15 protein-coding genes are annotated in these 15471 nt (G+C 37.0%); 2 read left to right on the top strand and 13 right to left on the bottom strand.

Features of this window, described 5'->3' with window-relative positions; translation table 11 throughout:
- Positions 1-302: 302 nt before the first annotated feature.
- The 10 genes from FVA72_RS11990 to pth form a co-directional block, all read right to left on the bottom strand.
- Positions 303-833 carry a fimbrial protein gene (locus FVA72_RS11990; RefSeq protein WP_110591643.1) on the bottom strand — a complete coding sequence of 177 codons (531 nt, stop codon included), beginning with the start codon at positions 831-833 and terminating at the stop codon, positions 303-305.
- A 63-nt stretch (positions 834-896) separates the two neighbouring features.
- On the bottom strand, positions 897-1796 hold the full coding sequence (locus FVA72_RS11985) for a hypothetical protein (RefSeq protein WP_004264095.1): 900 nt from the start codon (positions 1794-1796) through the stop codon (positions 897-899).
- Between the two features lie 49 nt (positions 1797-1845).
- The gene (locus FVA72_RS11980) at positions 1846-2469 is read right to left on the bottom strand and encodes a fimbrial protein (RefSeq protein ID WP_110591644.1); all 624 of its coding nucleotides are present in this window, start codon (positions 2467-2469) and stop codon (positions 1846-1848) included.
- A gap of 33 nt (positions 2470-2502) precedes the next feature.
- Positions 2503-3264: a fimbria/pilus periplasmic chaperone gene (locus tag FVA72_RS11975; RefSeq protein ID WP_110591645.1), complete on the bottom strand. Its 762-nt coding sequence runs from the start codon at positions 3262-3264 to the stop codon at positions 2503-2505.
- A gap of 28 nt (positions 3265-3292) precedes the next feature.
- Positions 3293-5818: an outer membrane usher protein gene (locus FVA72_RS11970; RefSeq protein ID WP_110591646.1), complete on the bottom strand. Its 2526-nt coding sequence runs from the start codon at positions 5816-5818 to the stop codon at positions 3293-3295.
- Positions 5819-5856: 38 nt separating this feature from the next.
- Entirely contained in the window at positions 5857-6387 is a 531-nt protein-coding gene (locus FVA72_RS11965; RefSeq protein ID WP_232806350.1) for a fimbrial protein, read from the bottom strand.
- Between the two features lie 72 nt (positions 6388-6459).
- Positions 6460-6993: a fimbrial protein gene (locus FVA72_RS11960; protein ID WP_094962509.1), complete on the bottom strand. Its 534-nt coding sequence runs from the start codon at positions 6991-6993 to the stop codon at positions 6460-6462.
- A gap of 92 nt (positions 6994-7085) precedes the next feature.
- The gene (locus FVA72_RS11955; RefSeq protein WP_094962510.1) at positions 7086-7424 is read right to left on the bottom strand and encodes a helix-turn-helix domain-containing protein; all 339 of its coding nucleotides are present in this window, start codon (positions 7422-7424) and stop codon (positions 7086-7088) included.
- 947 nt (positions 7425-8371) lie between these two features.
- Positions 8372-9463: a redox-regulated ATPase YchF gene (gene ychF / locus FVA72_RS11950; RefSeq protein WP_094962511.1), complete on the bottom strand. Its 1092-nt coding sequence runs from the start codon at positions 9461-9463 to the stop codon at positions 8372-8374.
- Between the two features lie 102 nt (positions 9464-9565).
- Positions 9566-10156, bottom strand: a complete 591-nt coding sequence (gene pth / locus FVA72_RS11945; RefSeq protein WP_110591647.1) for an aminoacyl-tRNA hydrolase — start codon at positions 10154-10156, stop codon at positions 9566-9568.
- Between the two features lie 300 nt (positions 10157-10456).
- Here pth and ychH point away from each other — a divergent pair, with 300 nt between their 5' ends.
- Entirely contained in the window at positions 10457-10729 is a 273-nt protein-coding gene (ychH, locus tag FVA72_RS11940; RefSeq protein WP_004910602.1) for a stress-induced protein YchH, read from the top strand.
- A gap of 303 nt (positions 10730-11032) precedes the next feature.
- Here ychH and prs read toward each other — a convergent pair whose 3' ends face one another.
- The 3 genes from prs to lolB are packed head-to-tail and all read right to left on the bottom strand — an operon-like array spanning position 11033 to position 13565.
- Positions 11033-11980 (bottom strand): ribose-phosphate diphosphokinase, encoded by a 948-nt coding sequence (gene prs / locus FVA72_RS11935; protein ID WP_004910604.1) that lies wholly within the window; start codon positions 11978-11980, stop codon positions 11033-11035.
- Between the two features lie 56 nt (positions 11981-12036).
- The gene (gene ispE, locus FVA72_RS11930; protein WP_110591648.1) at positions 12037-12912 is read right to left on the bottom strand and encodes a 4-(cytidine 5'-diphospho)-2-C-methyl-D-erythritol kinase; all 876 of its coding nucleotides are present in this window, start codon (positions 12910-12912) and stop codon (positions 12037-12039) included.
- A complete protein-coding gene (lolB, locus tag FVA72_RS11925) occupies positions 12909-13565 on the bottom strand; it encodes a lipoprotein insertase outer membrane protein LolB (RefSeq protein WP_405029984.1) in 657 nt (218 codons plus the stop codon). The genes ispE and lolB overlap by 4 nt, the downstream gene beginning before the upstream one ends.
- Positions 13566-14188: 623 nt before the next feature.
- Between lolB and hemA the strand changes: the two genes are divergently transcribed.
- A complete protein-coding gene (hemA, locus tag FVA72_RS11920) occupies positions 14189-15451 on the top strand; it encodes a glutamyl-tRNA reductase (RefSeq protein ID WP_110591650.1) in 1263 nt (420 codons plus the stop codon).
- Positions 15452-15471 lie beyond the last annotated feature (20 nt).

The raw sequence follows: 15471 nt of genomic DNA, 5'->3' as shown, positions 1-15471 counted from the left end.
CTTTATTGATTTATAGTATTTTTATATTTAATGGTTTATTTTGTACTCGCGGTATATTCATTTAATTAAATCCATCAAATAAAATAGCGTACTTTTATTAAAGTTAAATAATTTCATACAATAAATTTACTTCTCAATGACTACTATAAAGTGACATAAAGTCGTATTTCCCTTTTTTGGATAATATGCCAAAGAGCGTTATAGGTGAAGCTGACTTGATTGGCTTGGGATGATGTAGATAAACCTTACCTTCACGATAAAAATTTCGACCGTGCATAATCATTTGAAAGCTAAACAAACTATTACTGATATTCCACTTTCAATATTCCAGAAGCGGTAAATAAACCTAGTTCAATTTCTTTCCCTTCATGAAAAACTGGGGACACCGTTAATACTGGCTGTGCATAGTAAGTAAAATTACGATATTCATTAGGTAATAAAGGCGTATTATCTGCTTGAATTTTTAGTCCTAAATTAGGGTTAGATGTTTCAAGCAAATCCGTATTAAAGCTTGCACTAGAGCTTTCAAGCTTTAATTTAAGATTTGGATTACTGGATGATTTACTTCCGCAATCCAAATGATAGTCAATGTTTTTTGTATAACGTTCACTGGTAAATCCGTGTAGATTTATTTCACCAAATGAGACTTCAATAGGTTGTCCAGGGCCATTTTCACCATACACATCACAAGTGCTTTCAATAACATCCACTTTAATTGTTAATGTATAGGTTTCGGCAAGACAAAAGCTACTAAAAAAAATAATCAGTATGTTAGTGAGAATTACAAATAGTAAAAGTGTTCTTTTTTTTATTATTTGAGTTAAAAATATCATAATGATTTATACTCCAATCGATAAATCAAATAAATTAATTTCAAGTAATTTAGATTTAATTTTTTAATTAATTACAATAGATAAAATAGCATTTCCTACCCTCGAACCTGGCTCGGGATTTCCTAATGAAGATAGAGTTGAACTAACGGAAAAGGTTAAGTTTGTATTTTTTTTAATATCCGCTTGAACTAAATTATTCAACATACATTTTCCTGAGACACATACATCTAATTGACTTTTTACACCATGTAATAAATCAACTTCATTTTCAGGTAAAAATTGAAATGTGGCACTCATATCGCCAGTACACGATATATCCCCATTAATTTTTGCTATATTTCCATTTATATTATTTGAGTTGACATTGCCATGAGATATCGTCAATGGCATAGATACATTGCAAGAAGGCAATACTGGGATCTCAGGGACATTAACTGAACAGGTTGTTCCTACATCTTTTCCATTCACAATTATTTGTAAGCATGTATCAGCATAACCTGTTGCTGATGCATGGTAATCGAAGAAATTTATATATCTAACATCAAACTGACCAAACTTAACGCCGAAGTCGGGTAATACTTCACTACAGTGCTTAGGTGTGTTTCGTGTAACTGAATAGTATTTAACAACACCTACATTATATATACTACTAAATCCAACTAGTAGAGAAATACTTGGTGTTGCCATAGAGGTTATAGAGCCTGTCGATGAGCGTCCAGTCGCAATAACTGTAATATTACACTCAGTATTCGTGCTGTTTTTTATCTCATCTGGAATATATAAAAAATAAGGGCCTAACGTTTTTGGTATAGTATAGTATGCATCATTAATAAGATTATGTAACTTACTTGTGGTGTATATACTGTTAGGATTTAATGGACTTGCACTAGTTTTATTATTAATTATAAATAGTAAAGCTAGCATCATTATTTTAAAAAAATAAATATTTTTACTTTTTAGCATTACGCTATTACCTATCAATTTTATAAATTATTATCGTGATGCTATGACGTTAATCATATAGCATTTCAAAAGCAATTAAAGCAGAAAAAGCACCAGGTATGAGTGGACCGGACGTTCTTATAGCTGAGACATAATAAATTAGGCTATTTTGGCCCGATGCAATTAACGTTGGGTTACTTTCTTTACCTATTGGTAATATTTCTCCTGCTGAATTTGCTACTTGCAACCCAAAGCCGTATGCCCCGTTGACTCGAATAATATTTGAATGTTCAGGTTCACTTGCCGCTAAAAATTTGATTTTGACCGCAGGCTGTGTGCTACTCCATACTGTTTTTCCAGTTTGGAAATTTTGAAGTTCAGTTTGAACTTGCAAGCAATTTAACAACTCAATTTGGAATGGAATGGGTTGCATCACTTGCTCAGAAGAATTTAGATCACTAAATGATAAATTTCCTAGCGAAACGGATTGGTTACTAGATTTCATAGCTAATTCGCATGGGTTTTCAGTTAAAGAGCCTGAAACATGGATAACCCCATGCTGGCCATCAACCTCCCAACCATCTGTAGGCCTGAATAGATTGTTATTGTCAGCAACTGCCGGCAATACTGTGGCTAAGCAAAGTGAAATGACTATATATTTTGAACGTAACCAACGATATATTTTTGAGCTCATAAATATGTCCCCATTTAGCTTTATATTCCTTTACTATTTATTTAATAAATTTTTTGTAATAACAGAGCAGATTGTATTTTTACAATCAAAGGTTAATTTTGGGCGACCACCATAATCATTAATATAAGTAATCACGGGGGTATTACCTAATTGCTCATTTGTCATTCCAATATTGATCTCACTAAAGGGCGCAATCATAATTGGATTAAATTCTTTCGCATCCGTATTTGCATGGGCCCCTGCATTAATTATTGTGATGTAATAAGGCGTTGGGTTTTTGGCAAAAACAAGATTTTCTTTCTTTTCAAGCTGCATTTTTTCTTGCCATGGCGCACTGTTTTGCTGTGGTGCAATTGCTTCTGGACGATAAAATAATTTTATTTTTGTTTGTAATGCAATCTGTAAAGTATTTGGTTTATCACTCTTAGGTGGAATCTCTCGCATATTAAAATAGAATAAAGACTCTCTATCCTGAGGTAAGTTTTTTACATCGGGTAGAGCTTCAATTTTCATTTGACTAGATTTTCCTGGTTCTAATCGTTGAACTGGTGGTAATACAATTAATGGTGATGTTATTTTTTTACTTTCTTCATTTTCAATCCAACCTTGAGCAAGATAAGGAAGTTGCTTATTATTATTATTAATATTTAAAGAGATTGACTTGTTCTCTCCATCAAAGATGACTCTTGTTCTATCTAATGATACCGCAGCCTCTGAAAAAGCACTTAGGGTTAAAGGCCCTAAAAAAATACTCATTAATGTCTTTTTGATATTCATTTGGTTATTACCTTTCATATTACTTTTATCTATTTAAACTAAATAATCATTTGACTATTGCTTTTACTACCTCGTTGCATGGAAGTAATAAATTATCTTGAATTTCTCGATTCATTAATTCAGAGGGGAAAATTATTTCACATGACATATTTTTACCCCATGTGACATTCATTATTTCTGAAGGATGAACACCGCTTATATAAGTATTACCTAAATCACCTACAATCCCTACGTTTTGCTTTTTATGATTTGTTACTTGAGCTCCTAATGGTGGATGAGTACCATCAGTAAGTACGATAACAGCCATAATTTTCTGACCTGAAATAACCGAAAATGAACGATATCCAACAGCACCTTCAGTTAATGTTGCTTGAATAACAGATTGTTGGGCATCTATATCATCAGGTAGCTTATTTAAATCAATTTGCGCTTTATTTCGATAGTAGCTACTGACATCTGAAATAACTGCTTTCCCAAATCGGTTTGATTCAACAGGAACACCAATACCACGAATCGTAATATTTGGAACATCATCAGTATCAACTAATATGCGTGCTCCCCCGAGATTATTTATTCTATGTGCAACCGTACCTTTCCCTGTTAAGGTCAAGCCACCTGAAGTGGAAAGGCCAAAAGCACTATATTGGTTATTTATATGATTCGCATTGGCTGACCAACGAGCATTATCCCCTTGATGTGAAATAAAAGCACTTGCGGTTCCACCTTTTCGATTTGCACCTGCACTTACCTGATAATTTGTTCTATCATCCAATCGGTCATAATAAGAAACACGATTAGTCGTATCATAGCGGCTTGTATTCATCGAATAACCAACATTTGCCCCATTACTTAGTGGGAAAGATAATGATACATAAGCGCTATCATCGGTCACACCATTATAAAAACTACGATTTGCAGATAAGCTAATACTCATATTTTTTATTGGACCGATATCCATATATTTCGATAGCATTAAACTGTAATAATCATTATCTTTTTTATCCCAATACGTCTGATGGTTATAATTTAAATATAATGATAACCCTATATCCTGGAAATTTTTATTTACAGATATAGTGTATAGCTCTTTGCTTCCATAATTGCGTAGCCCTGTTCGTTGGGTATTTAAGAAATCACTCATGCTCATATAACTTCGTTCTGAAAAACGATAACCTGCAAATTGTATCTGGCTATCGAACTCTTCAAATCGTTTAGAATAGTTAACTCGGTATGAGCTCCCACTTAATGTCCCTTCACCGGATAAACGGGCGATAGACTGAGTAACATCAAATGAAAGTGCACCGAATACGAGTAAATCCCGCCCAAATCCCATTGATAGCGCATTATAATTTTGGCTATTCAAACTACCGCCAATTAAAGACCAACCATTACTAATACCCCAAGAAAATTCACCTGTAATGAAATTTTCCCCTTCACTTTGGCGCTCGGTATTCGTTGGCTGGCCTAGCGCAAATTTATATTGAACTTGCCCAGGTCTTGTTAAATATGGCAAATTTGCGGTATCAACTTGAAACTCTTGAATTGAACCATCTTGCTCTTTAATGGCAACATTTAAAGTTCCTGTTATGGCATCACTTAAATTTTGGATACGAAAGGGACCCGGCGCAACTTGTGTTTCATACAGTATCCGTCCTTGTTGCATGACCGTCACTGTAGCATTACTTTGTGCTATCCCTGTTATTTCAGGGGCATATCCACGCAAGTTTGGTGGCATCATGCTTAATTCAGATTGCAAGCTTGCACCAATAAATCTAAAGCCATCAAAAATATTTGAAGCCAAATAGTCTTCACCCAGTACGAGTTTAGCCTTTAATTCAGATAGAGCTCGGTATGCATAAAAACGGTTCCATGTGAAATCAGATTGGTCACGTCCTTGGCTTCCTGTTGTATGGTTATAGCGGCTTTGCCAATCAGCTCTAAACCGCCAAACACCTAAATTGATACCTGCAACACCATTACTATTTACTGAGGATGAATTTGCTCCTCCATTATAGGAATTAGTGGCATTAGCATTCACATTATAATCAATAAGTAATGCTGATATTCCATTGTCCCAGCGAGAAGGGGGATCCCAGTTTTCTGATGTGTATTCTAGGTACGCTTGTGGAATACTGACATATAGAGATGACGTAGCTAAATCACCGCGCAGCAATAATCCTGGCAAGCTGTTTTCATTAAGGCATTGCCCTTCATGCCACCATGTTAATTTTTTTTGCGACTCAGAAGTAAGCCCGAGTAGCTTAACTATTTCTGGAGATAAACAAGGCTGACTATTATCAGGATCATACTCACCAGAATAATAGGGGATGCTAATGTCAGATATTTGTTCGTTATTGATTTTTAGCGTAAAGTTATAAACTCCGGGCATAATATAACCCGCACGAGAGAATTGGTTTAAATCAATGTTATTTTTGTCTTCTAAATCTAAAACATCAGTATTGAATTCAATATGATTATCTGCATTGATAGTTAAAGTCACACAACTGATTGTTAATCCAATAAGAATACTTAACCATTTTAATTTTGGTGTATAAATAGGTAACGAAGACATAAAACATTCCTAAAATCTAACAATAATTTATTTATTATTTAGTAATAATCTAGTTTAAAACGCAGTGATGTTTGATACTGCCCAGCACGTAACGGTGTTTTATCTGAAATAACTTTTAACTGATAATTCAAAATATATTTCCCAGCTTTTATATCGTTCGGTAGTGTTTTTTTTCCTGGGTAAATATGTACTCCTTTCGAATCAGTTAATAATAGTGCTATACCTTGTGCTGACCCCGATACTGAAAAAAAATCGCCATTAACAGGCCCATCAAATGAAACTTCAAATGTTTTCCATGGTTCACCTGTATAAGATGTTAGTTTGCAACCAATTAATGTAATAAAAAAATCATGTGCTTGTCCTTGTCCTTTTTGCTGTATTAATGATAGTGGTAAAATTCCCATATCAATGGATTGTTCATAAGAACCAGTATCAATACTACATGCCGTATCCATAATGCTACCTTGCATTATCAGATCCATTGAGTTATTTGCAGAAGCATTCTTAAAAAAGGGTAATAGTAAAAAAAAACACAATGATAAAATAATTTCTTTTTTCTTTGTTATCATATTATAACCATTAAAATATACACCACGAGGTCTATCAACCCCGTGGTGAGATAGCATCTTATTAAAATTTATTTAATTATATGCTAATGTAAAATTAGTAACTGCTTGGAATTTCCCTGGTGTTACTGGAATAACTTTGCTTTGCGCATCAACTAGCTGAAGTCCAATTAATGATGCTTGGAATTTTAATGTGTTATTCCCTTCAACATAATTTTGTTTTGCGCCAGAGTTAACTTTAATTTGAGTACCCGATGAATTCATGATCTTCACTGCGGCACCAGTAGCATCACCTGTAATCTGTAAATAACCTGTATCTTTCCCCGCTTCAGTTCCCTTGAAAGTTACCGCAACTTGATTATCACCTTTTAGGTTACAGCCTTCTAATTTAATCTGAAATGGTTGTGCTGATGATTCACCACCGTTATCTAAAGTCACATTAGATACTTGGCCTAATGGAACTTCTTGATTCTCTTCACCAGGAGCAATAGAGCATGGCGCTTCAATAATAGAACCAGAAAATGTTACCGTACCACTCCCTGCATCAACAGCTAAAGCAGATGTACTCATTAAACCAGAAATCATAGTTGCTAAAATAATTTTTTTCATTTTTTCCTCAAACGATAAGTATAGATATACATATAAATATTTATATGCATTTTTTAAATAAAATATATTTAAATAAAATATATTTAAATGGACTAATAAAAATAAATTGTATCAGAGGCTGATATCTTATTTTTTAAAGAAGTTACATCATCCGAAGGTGATTTTTGAACTTCAGCAATAATAAGCTTAATGACTCTTTCAAATGGACAATCGAGTGCTACGCTTAAATTAAATAACATATCAATACTAATTTTATTTATTCCACGTTCATAACGTGACATTTGTTGCTGTGAAACATTTACTTGTTTTGCTAGTTCACAAGCAGAAATACCATTCTCTTTACGTATTTTTCTTATAACTAATCCACAGTAAATAGAAAATAGATTATCTTGTGTTTCATATTTGGATATGACTCTATTAACTTTACTCATAATTAATAACAAGGTCTCAGTTTAATAATTTATAATTTATAATTTATTGTGCTCTTATATATTCCCTTTAAGTGCTTACAATTATAATGAGTAGTATTTTTTAAATCAAACCACGAAAAAGAATAGAGTCTATTTAACTGGCTATATTTACACTTTTTACAATTCAGTTGTTTTCTTATCTAACAATAAGTTATAAACATTTAAAATTTTTAACAATTTTTTTAAAATCAAATTTAGAAGTTAGCTTGTTAGTTTATTAGGCTTGGTTTGACGTGAAAAAAAGTATTTTTATCTGAAATTAACAAATTTTAATAAATCCTCTTAAATTGTAACAAAATAACTCGATTTCAATCAAAAACACACATAAGGAGTGATTATGTAATTTGAAAAACGAAAGACTTTAGAAAAAAGGCAATAAAATCAATTGATTAATTAATACCCTTATTTGGAGTAAAAATCTACAAAAAAATACAATTAAATCATTATAGTAGCTAGCAGAGATGATGTGTGGCTTCTTATCATTACATCAATAGCCTTACTTATCTAAATATTTATACCTCCATAGCCGAGACACTATAGGGTTCTATCTGCTTAAATTTTTTGTTACGGGCTCTTCTAGCTTACTTTATATCTAGTAAGAGAGTTACTGCAGAGTAGTAAACAAGTAGGGATATGTGTCGTTTTTACCATAATGTTTTATTTTAAGATATGACTTAGGGCGGTCATTAATCTGATATTTTTTAACTTGGCTTTGTTAGCCTGTAAATTCAAATTGTTATGAAAGTAAGCTAGATTCTATTTATTTAGAAAGAGAAGGAGAACCAATAGTGAGTTTTTATGATATAACAGGAGGGAAAACAGCATAGTATTATATTTATAAATTAAATATTATGCTGTTTTTTTGATTAATGATACTTTTTAGTTGGGTGCAAATCTAAAATATAGGCTTACACATTAAACAGGAAGTTGAGCACATCGCCGTCTTTCACGATGTAATCTTTTCCTTCTGCGCGCATTTTACCTGCTTCTTTAGCACCTTGTTCGCCACGGTATTGGATAAAGTCATCAAATGCAATAGTTTGCGCGCGAATAAAGCCTTTTTCGAAGTCAGTATGGATTTTACCCGCAGCTTGTGGCGCAGTTGCACCAACAGGGATAGTCCACGCACGCACTTCTTTAACACCGGCAGTAAAATAGGTTTGCAGGTTTAATAACTGATATCCAGCACGAATAACACGGTTAAGACCCGGCTCTTCAATACCTAAATCCGCCATAAATTCATCGCGCTCTTCGTCTTCAAGTTCTGCGATATCAGACTCAATCGCTGCGCAGACAGGAACAACCACAGAGCCTTCAGCTTCTGCGATTTTATACACCACATCTAAGAACGGGTTATTTTCAAAACCATCTTCATTAACGTTAGCAATGTACATGGTTGGCTTTAATGTTAAGAAGCTCAAGTAGCGGATAGCCGCTTTATCTTCATTAGATAAATCTAATGTGCGTAACATGCCTGCTTGCTCTAAGTGCGGCAAACATTTCTCTAATGCTTCTAATTCTGCTTTTGCGTCTTTATCGCCGCCTTTTGCACGTTTTTGGACACGGTGAATAGCGCGCTCACAAGTATCAAGGTCAGCAAGTGCTAATTCAGTATTAATGACTTCAATATCTGCGGCAGGGTCAACTTGGCCTGCAACGTGAATGATATTGTCGTTTTCAAAACAACGAACAACATGGCCAATGGCTTCGGTTTCACGGATATTCGTTAAAAATTGGTTGCCTAGGCCTTCACCTTTGGATGCACCTTTCACTAAGCCCGCGATATCAACGAATTCCATAGTCGTTGGTAATATACGCTGTGGCTTCACAATTTCAGCTAATTGATCAAGACGTGGGTCTGGCATTGGCACAACACCCGTGTTTGGTTCAATTGTACAGAAAGGGAAGTTGGCTGCTTCGATGCCGGCTTTGGTCAATGCATTAAATAGGGTGGATTTACCCACGTTAGGCAAACCAACGATACCGCATTTAAAACCCATATGTTTCTCACCTTAATAGCAAGGGGCAGCCTCACGCTGCACCCAATGTTTAGAAATTGGCGCTGATTATACACAAAAAGTTGATTCGGATGAAATGAACTCTTATGCGGTTGCTTTAAAACCATGTAAACGATTGATGGCTTTGTCCATCCCATCAGCCAGGAGAATATCTGTGCACCTAGCTGCTTCATCAATCGCATCATCAATGAGCTTTTGTTCAGATAAAGGCGGTTTGCCCAAAACAAAACCAACAACTTTATTTTTATCACCCGGATGACCAATACCAATGCGTAAACGATAAAAATTCGGGTTATTGGCGAATTTGCTTTGAATATCTTTCAACCCATTGTGCCCGCCATTACTGCCACCTAACTTCATTTTAGCCACACCTGGTGGTAAATCGAGCTCATCATGGGCGACTAAGATCTCATCGAGATTGATGCGATAAAAATTAGCTATAGCGGCAACAGATTTACCACTTAGATTCATAAAGGTGGTTGGAACCAGCAGACGGATATCGTTACCATTCATATTAATGCGAGCGGTATAACCAAAAAATTTAGCTTCTTCTTTCAATGGCTGATTATGGCGCTCAGCCAGTAAATCAACATACCATGCACCTGCATTATGGCGCGTTTGTGCATATTCAGCACCTGGATTGGCAAGTCCAACAATTAACTTAATTTTGCTCACGGCGATGATTTCACTATCAGTTATGAAAATAATGCCTTAGTTTACCTTGTGAAATACAGGATGTACAAAATTGTGATAGATAAAAGTCACTATGATTATAATTGCCGAATAAACTATTCGGATTTTCTGGGTTTTTGATAAAAAGCACTTTTTGTACAGATATTCTTGCTAACTTCCTTCCTTGTGATGTCTATCGCAAAAAATTTTACTTAATGCACTATAATCATTACATAAATATAAATTATGACCGAATTTATTTACACATGCTTGCTTATCAGTTTACTGGTACTGGAGGTATATATGAAACGGAAAAGCGCTCATCTTCTTGGTAATGTCTTCATGGGAATCGGAATGGTGTTGATGATCGGGAGTATTGGTGTCAACTTATTCTCTCATATTGTTAACTTAGGCCTTTCAGAACTTATTACCAATGGTTCCTTATTCGGCATTTTTATCGGTGCGATGGTATGGTTAGTCGGTGCAAGGATCGGCGGCCGTGAAAAAGTTGCAGACCGTTACTGGCAGTTAAAACAACAATATCATTCACGCAGAGATAATCACCGCTATCCATAAATAGCCTAGAGCAATTAATTGCTGATAATGGTGAACAAGTTTGATAATTAGGCATTAAGAAGAGTGAAATTCCAAAGAATTTTGCTCTTTTGTCGTGAAGATTGTGAGTTATTTTAGATGGCTATTTTTATCGTTTTATTACGTGAAATCACCACTATGATTGGCGATAGAATATAAACATAGGCATCGATGGTTTCTTTCCTGCCAAAATCATAAAGCCCCTGCAAATTACATTGCAGGGGCTTATATTTTTTATTGTGACTTTTTCATTATGGTTGAACGCTAAAACCCAATATTGGAGAATTAGTGCTCAAACATTGCTGAAATTGACTCTTCGTTGCTGATACGACGGATAGCTTCAGCTAACATACCTGAAAGCGTTAAGGTGCGAACATTGCTCAGCGCCTTGATTTCAGGAGAAAGAGGTATAGTGTCACAAACAATGACTTCATCAATGACTGAATTTTTGATGTTGTCTACAGCATTACCTGAGAAAATCGGGTGTGTTGCGTATGCAAATACACGTTTAGCACCACGTTCTTTCAGTGCTTCAGCTGCTTTACACAGAGTACCACCGGTATCAATCATATCGTCCACTAAGATGCAATCACGACCTGAAACATCACCAATGATATGCATAACTTGAGAAACGTTCGCACGTGGGCGACGTTTGTCAATAATGGCCATATCAGTGTCATTCAGGAGTTTTGCGATAGCTCTAGCACGTACCACGCCGCCGATGTCTGGAGATACAACGATTGGGTTTTCCAAATTCTTCTGTAACATATCTTCCAGAAGAATAGGGCTACCAAATACATTATCCACAGGAACATCAAAGAAGCCCTGGATCTGCTCTGCGTGTAAATCGACAGTGAGCACACGGTCTACACCTACACTTGACAGAAAATCGGCAACAACTTTAGCGGTGATTGGTACACGGGCAGAACGTACGCGACGATCCTGTCTTGCATAACCGAAGTAAGGGATAACAGCGGTAATACGACCAGCAGATGCACGGCGTAGCGCATCGACCATAACAACCAGTTCCATCAGGTTATCATTGGTTGGTGCACAAGTTGACTGGATGATAAAAATATCACCACCGCGAACATTTTCATTAATTTGAACACTGACTTCGCCGTCGCTAAAACGACCAACAGCCGCGTCTCCAAGATTAGTGTAAAGGCGGTTAGCAACACGTTGTGCTAGTTCCGGTGTAGCGTTACCAGCAAAAAGCTTCATATCGGGCACGAGAAAAACCTCAGGCTTGCGTCCAGAGAGATATTGTTGACCAATAGCGACAAGGCTTATTGGTGCAATACACGGGTTATCCCAGCGCGGAACTTGTGCAGTGGGGAAACGTTAACGCCTTGAGCGACGAACCCTTGCACCCACGATGGGGCTTTATTTAACACCTGCAGGGCATCCGCTTGTGTTTCAAATTCAGAAAAAACACATGCGCCTGTTCCTGTAAGGCGAGACGGAGCATATTCTAACAGCCAAGAAACAAGCTGTTCAACCTCACGAAAACGTTTTCTTGCGATTGGTTCACAGTCATTTGCGTACGGAGCCAGTAATAATGCGGCTAGGGAGCGTTTTGGAGAATTTCGATTTAATTGTGGATCTGTGAAGATCATCGGGGTTGATATTTCAATTCCGGGATGAGCGACGAGATACCATTTCTCTTCAGGGGAAGCTTTGGTTAAAATATCACCAATCCCTTCAGCGAAAGCGGCATGTCCACGAACAAACACTGGAACATCAGCACCTAATGATGCACCTAATTCTGCAAGGACTTCATCAGAAACCTGTGTTTTCCAATGTTCGTTAAGCGCAATTAAGGTTGTTGCTGCGTTTGATGAGCCCCCACCAATACCACCGCCCATGGGCAATACTTTATGAATACAAATATCAGCCCCTAATGGGCCATCGTGCTGTAAGGTATCGTGGCAATAGGATTGTAATAATTTAGCTGCCCGTAAAATTAGGTTTTTTTCGGGGGGAACCCCTTGCATGTCAGTCAATAAATTCAGTTGGTCGTCATCACGTGCTGTAATGGTGATTTCATCGCCATAATCAACAAATTGAAATAGAGTTTGTAATTCATGGTAGCCATCAGAGCGTTGGCCTGTGATGTACAAAAAAAGATTTAATTTTGCCGGAGAAGGCCATGTTAACGTCATTTCTTCAGTGTCCAACTATCCATTTTTAATTTGATAAGCCTGTTCCCTTGGCGTAGCTCTAGGTAGTTTGGCAGCATAGGTACCGTTTTGCTGTCATACGAAATGTAGTTGAGCTGCCAAGTTTCACCATTGCTTTTAAACGTGACACTTTTCAGCAGGTGGTTTTCATCTAAGGTAAAGTCTGTTGCACGTCCCGGTGAGCCTGTTAACCATGCAGTTAGGTCATCAATTGGAATTTCCATACCAGTAAGTTGATAGATAAGCTCGCTTGGAACGTCACTCATATGGGTTTGGCCACCTTTAGTGGTTAACCGAGCTAAATCAGGTTCAACGGTAAGCTCAAGTTCGCGGCTACCTAATGGGTTGGTCAGCAACAAACGGTACTTTTCAGGTGTATATTGTTGCCAGAAAAACTTAGCATACGTTTTTGTTTCTCCGCCGTTATAGGCAAATGATCCACGGGTTTGGTAGTCACGTAGCTGACTTAATTCCTGTTGATGTGCTTTCCATTTCGCATCGGATGCGGAGCTGGTTCCTTTTGTGGTCTTTTGTGACGTTGTCACGCATGCGGTTAGCAAGACGCATGAAAGTGGCAATAGGCGAAAAAAATGCTTATTTATGTGCATAAAGGGCAAAGTTTGAGTTAATTGCATATCAAATCTCAAAGTTGTATTGGGCGCTGATAGCAGTCTCTAATTGAGTTACTTGCATTTAAAGAAGTTCAGTTTAGCGCGTTAAGGCCATCAGAGTCATCTATTACACTAGATGATATACCTTGCGGATAAAAACCTGTAAGTGATTTACCGTTTGTATACAAATAACATAGTGTATTGACAGGGAAAATGGTTCCTTAAAAATGTTATTAGGCCAATCCAGTTTGGGTTCATGTGGCGTTAAGTTATCAGGATAAACCTCACCAGTCACCATTTGCTTTCTGTGCGAAATAATTGCATTCTCTATGCATCTTATTGTAGTTAATTTATCATTGTAAATAATGATATGGCTGATAATCAGTTTCATATAGCATAAATAAACGATAAAATTACGATCAGTTGTGATTGGTAAAATAACCATTACGTCTGTTTTTTTCGGTTTATTTTTTGGCGTGGGTCATCTTTCTGAAGGATAGGCTTATGTAAACCGTAGAAAGAGAGACGCGGATCATCTACAATAGAACAATATAAATAACAGTATTGCTAAATTGATGGGGAATACCCATCGAGCATTACTGAAAATAATTAGCACTGTAAGCAATGTGAGTAAGTCGTAAAGCACAATGACCTTATTAGCCTTAGGCATCAACCATAAAACAGCACCAGTAGCCCTGCGTGAGCGGGTGACATTTGGTCCTGAAAAAATTGACCATGCACTTGAGGAACTTCTCAAACAGCCTCAAGTGAATGGTGGCGTTGTGCTGTCTACCTGTAATAGAACTGAGCTTTACTTGAGCCTTGAATCACAAGAACGAGCTCAAGAACAGCTAGTAAAATGGTTGTGTGATTTTCATGGTATAACCCAAAAAGATTTACAGCCAAGTTTATATTGGCACCAAGACGACCGAGCGGTGAGCCACCTAATGCGTGTGGCGAGTGGCTTGGATTCATTAGTTTTGGGAGAGCCACAAATATTAGGGCAAGTAAAAAAGGCGTTTGCACTTTCGCAAGGTAACCATTCGTTATCAAGCGAACTTGAGCGTCTTTTCCAAAAATCATTTTCTGTTGCAAAACGTGTGCGTACAGAAACCGATATTGGAGCGAATGCAGTTTCTGTGGCATTTGCTGCTTGTACACTTGCTCGTCAAATATTTGAATCACTTAAGCATTTAAATATTTTGTTAGTTGGCGCAGGGGAAACTATTGAACTTGTGGCTCGTCATTTGCGCGAACACGGCGTACAAAAAATGATGATAGCTAACCGAACACGTGAACGTGCGGAGCTATTGGCCAATGAGGTCAATGCACAAGTTATTTCGTTATCGGATATTGATAACCGTTTAGCTGAAGCGGATATTGTCATTAGTTCAACGGCGAGTCCTTTACCCATTATAGGGAAAGGGATGGTCGAGCGTGCAATGAAAGTACGTCGTAGTAAGCCGATGTTGTTAATTGATATTGCCGTTCCTCGTGATATCGAACAAGATGTTGAAAAATTAAGAGATGTTTATCTCTATACTGTGGATGATTTGGAATCTATTATTGCACAGAACCTTGCTCAGCGAAAAGCCGCAGCCGTTGAAGCTGAATACATTGTTGAGCAAGAAAGTAGCCACTTTATGGATTGGTTGCGCTCACAAGCGGCAGTGTCTACAATTCGCGATTACAGAGAACAAGCTGAGGCCATTCGGGCAAATATGACTGAAAAAGCGTTGACGGCTATCCGTCAAGGTGCAGACCCTGAGCAAGTGATCATGCAATTATCGCAACAATTAACCAACCGCCTTATTCACGCTCCAACCAAATCTTTGCAGCAAGCTGCAGGAAATGGGGATGTAGAGCGTCTAAATCTACTTAGGGACAGCTTAGGGCTGGACCATCAATAACCACATTTTAATCATAGGTC

It is taken from the genome of Providencia sp. PROV061 (assembly GCF_011045655.1).
Taxonomy (GTDB): domain Bacteria; phylum Pseudomonadota; class Gammaproteobacteria; order Enterobacterales; family Enterobacteriaceae; genus Providencia; species Providencia hangzhouensis.
This window is presented reverse-complemented; position numbering and strand designations above follow the sequence as displayed.

What these genes read in the sequence shown, in the direction of transcription:
- FVA72_RS11990 (WP_110591643.1), bottom strand. Translation starts at nt 833, where the DNA reads ATGATATTTTTAACTCAAATAATAAAAAAAAGAACACTTTTACTATTT.
- FVA72_RS11985 (WP_004264095.1), bottom strand. Translation starts at nt 1,796, where the DNA reads ATGCTAAAAAGTAAAAATATTTATTTTTTTAAAATAATGATGCTAGCT.
- FVA72_RS11980 (WP_110591644.1), bottom strand. Translation starts at nt 2,469, where the DNA reads ATGAGCTCAAAAATATATCGTTGGTTACGTTCAAAATATATAGTCATT.
- FVA72_RS11975 (WP_110591645.1), bottom strand. Translation starts at nt 3,264, where the DNA reads ATGAAAGGTAATAACCAAATGAATATCAAAAAGACATTAATGAGTATT.
- FVA72_RS11970 (WP_110591646.1), bottom strand. Translation starts at nt 5,818, where the DNA reads ATGTCTTCGTTACCTATTTATACACCAAAATTAAAATGGTTAAGTATT.
- FVA72_RS11965 (WP_232806350.1), bottom strand. Translation starts at nt 6,387, where the DNA reads ATGATAACAAAGAAAAAAGAAATTATTTTATCATTGTGTTTTTTTTTA.
- FVA72_RS11960 (WP_094962509.1), bottom strand. Translation starts at nt 6,993, where the DNA reads ATGAAAAAAATTATTTTAGCAACTATGATTTCTGGTTTAATGAGTACA.
- FVA72_RS11955 (WP_094962510.1), bottom strand. Translation starts at nt 7,424, where the DNA reads ATGAGTAAAGTTAATAGAGTCATATCCAAATATGAAACACAAGATAAT.
- ychF (WP_094962511.1), bottom strand. Translation starts at nt 9,463, where the DNA reads ATGGGTTTTAAATGCGGTATCGTTGGTTTGCCTAACGTGGGTAAATCC.
- ychH (WP_004910602.1), top strand. Translation starts at nt 10,457, where the DNA reads ATGAAACGGAAAAGCGCTCATCTTCTTGGTAATGTCTTCATGGGAATC.
- ispE (WP_110591648.1), bottom strand. Translation starts at nt 12,912, where the DNA reads ATGACGTTAACATGGCCTTCTCCGGCAAAATTAAATCTTTTTTTGTAC.
- lolB (WP_405029984.1), bottom strand. Translation starts at nt 13,565, where the DNA reads ATGCAATTAACTCAAACTTTGCCCTTTATGCACATAAATAAGCATTTT.
- hemA (WP_110591650.1), top strand. Translation starts at nt 14,189, where the DNA reads ATGACCTTATTAGCCTTAGGCATCAACCATAAAACAGCACCAGTAGCC.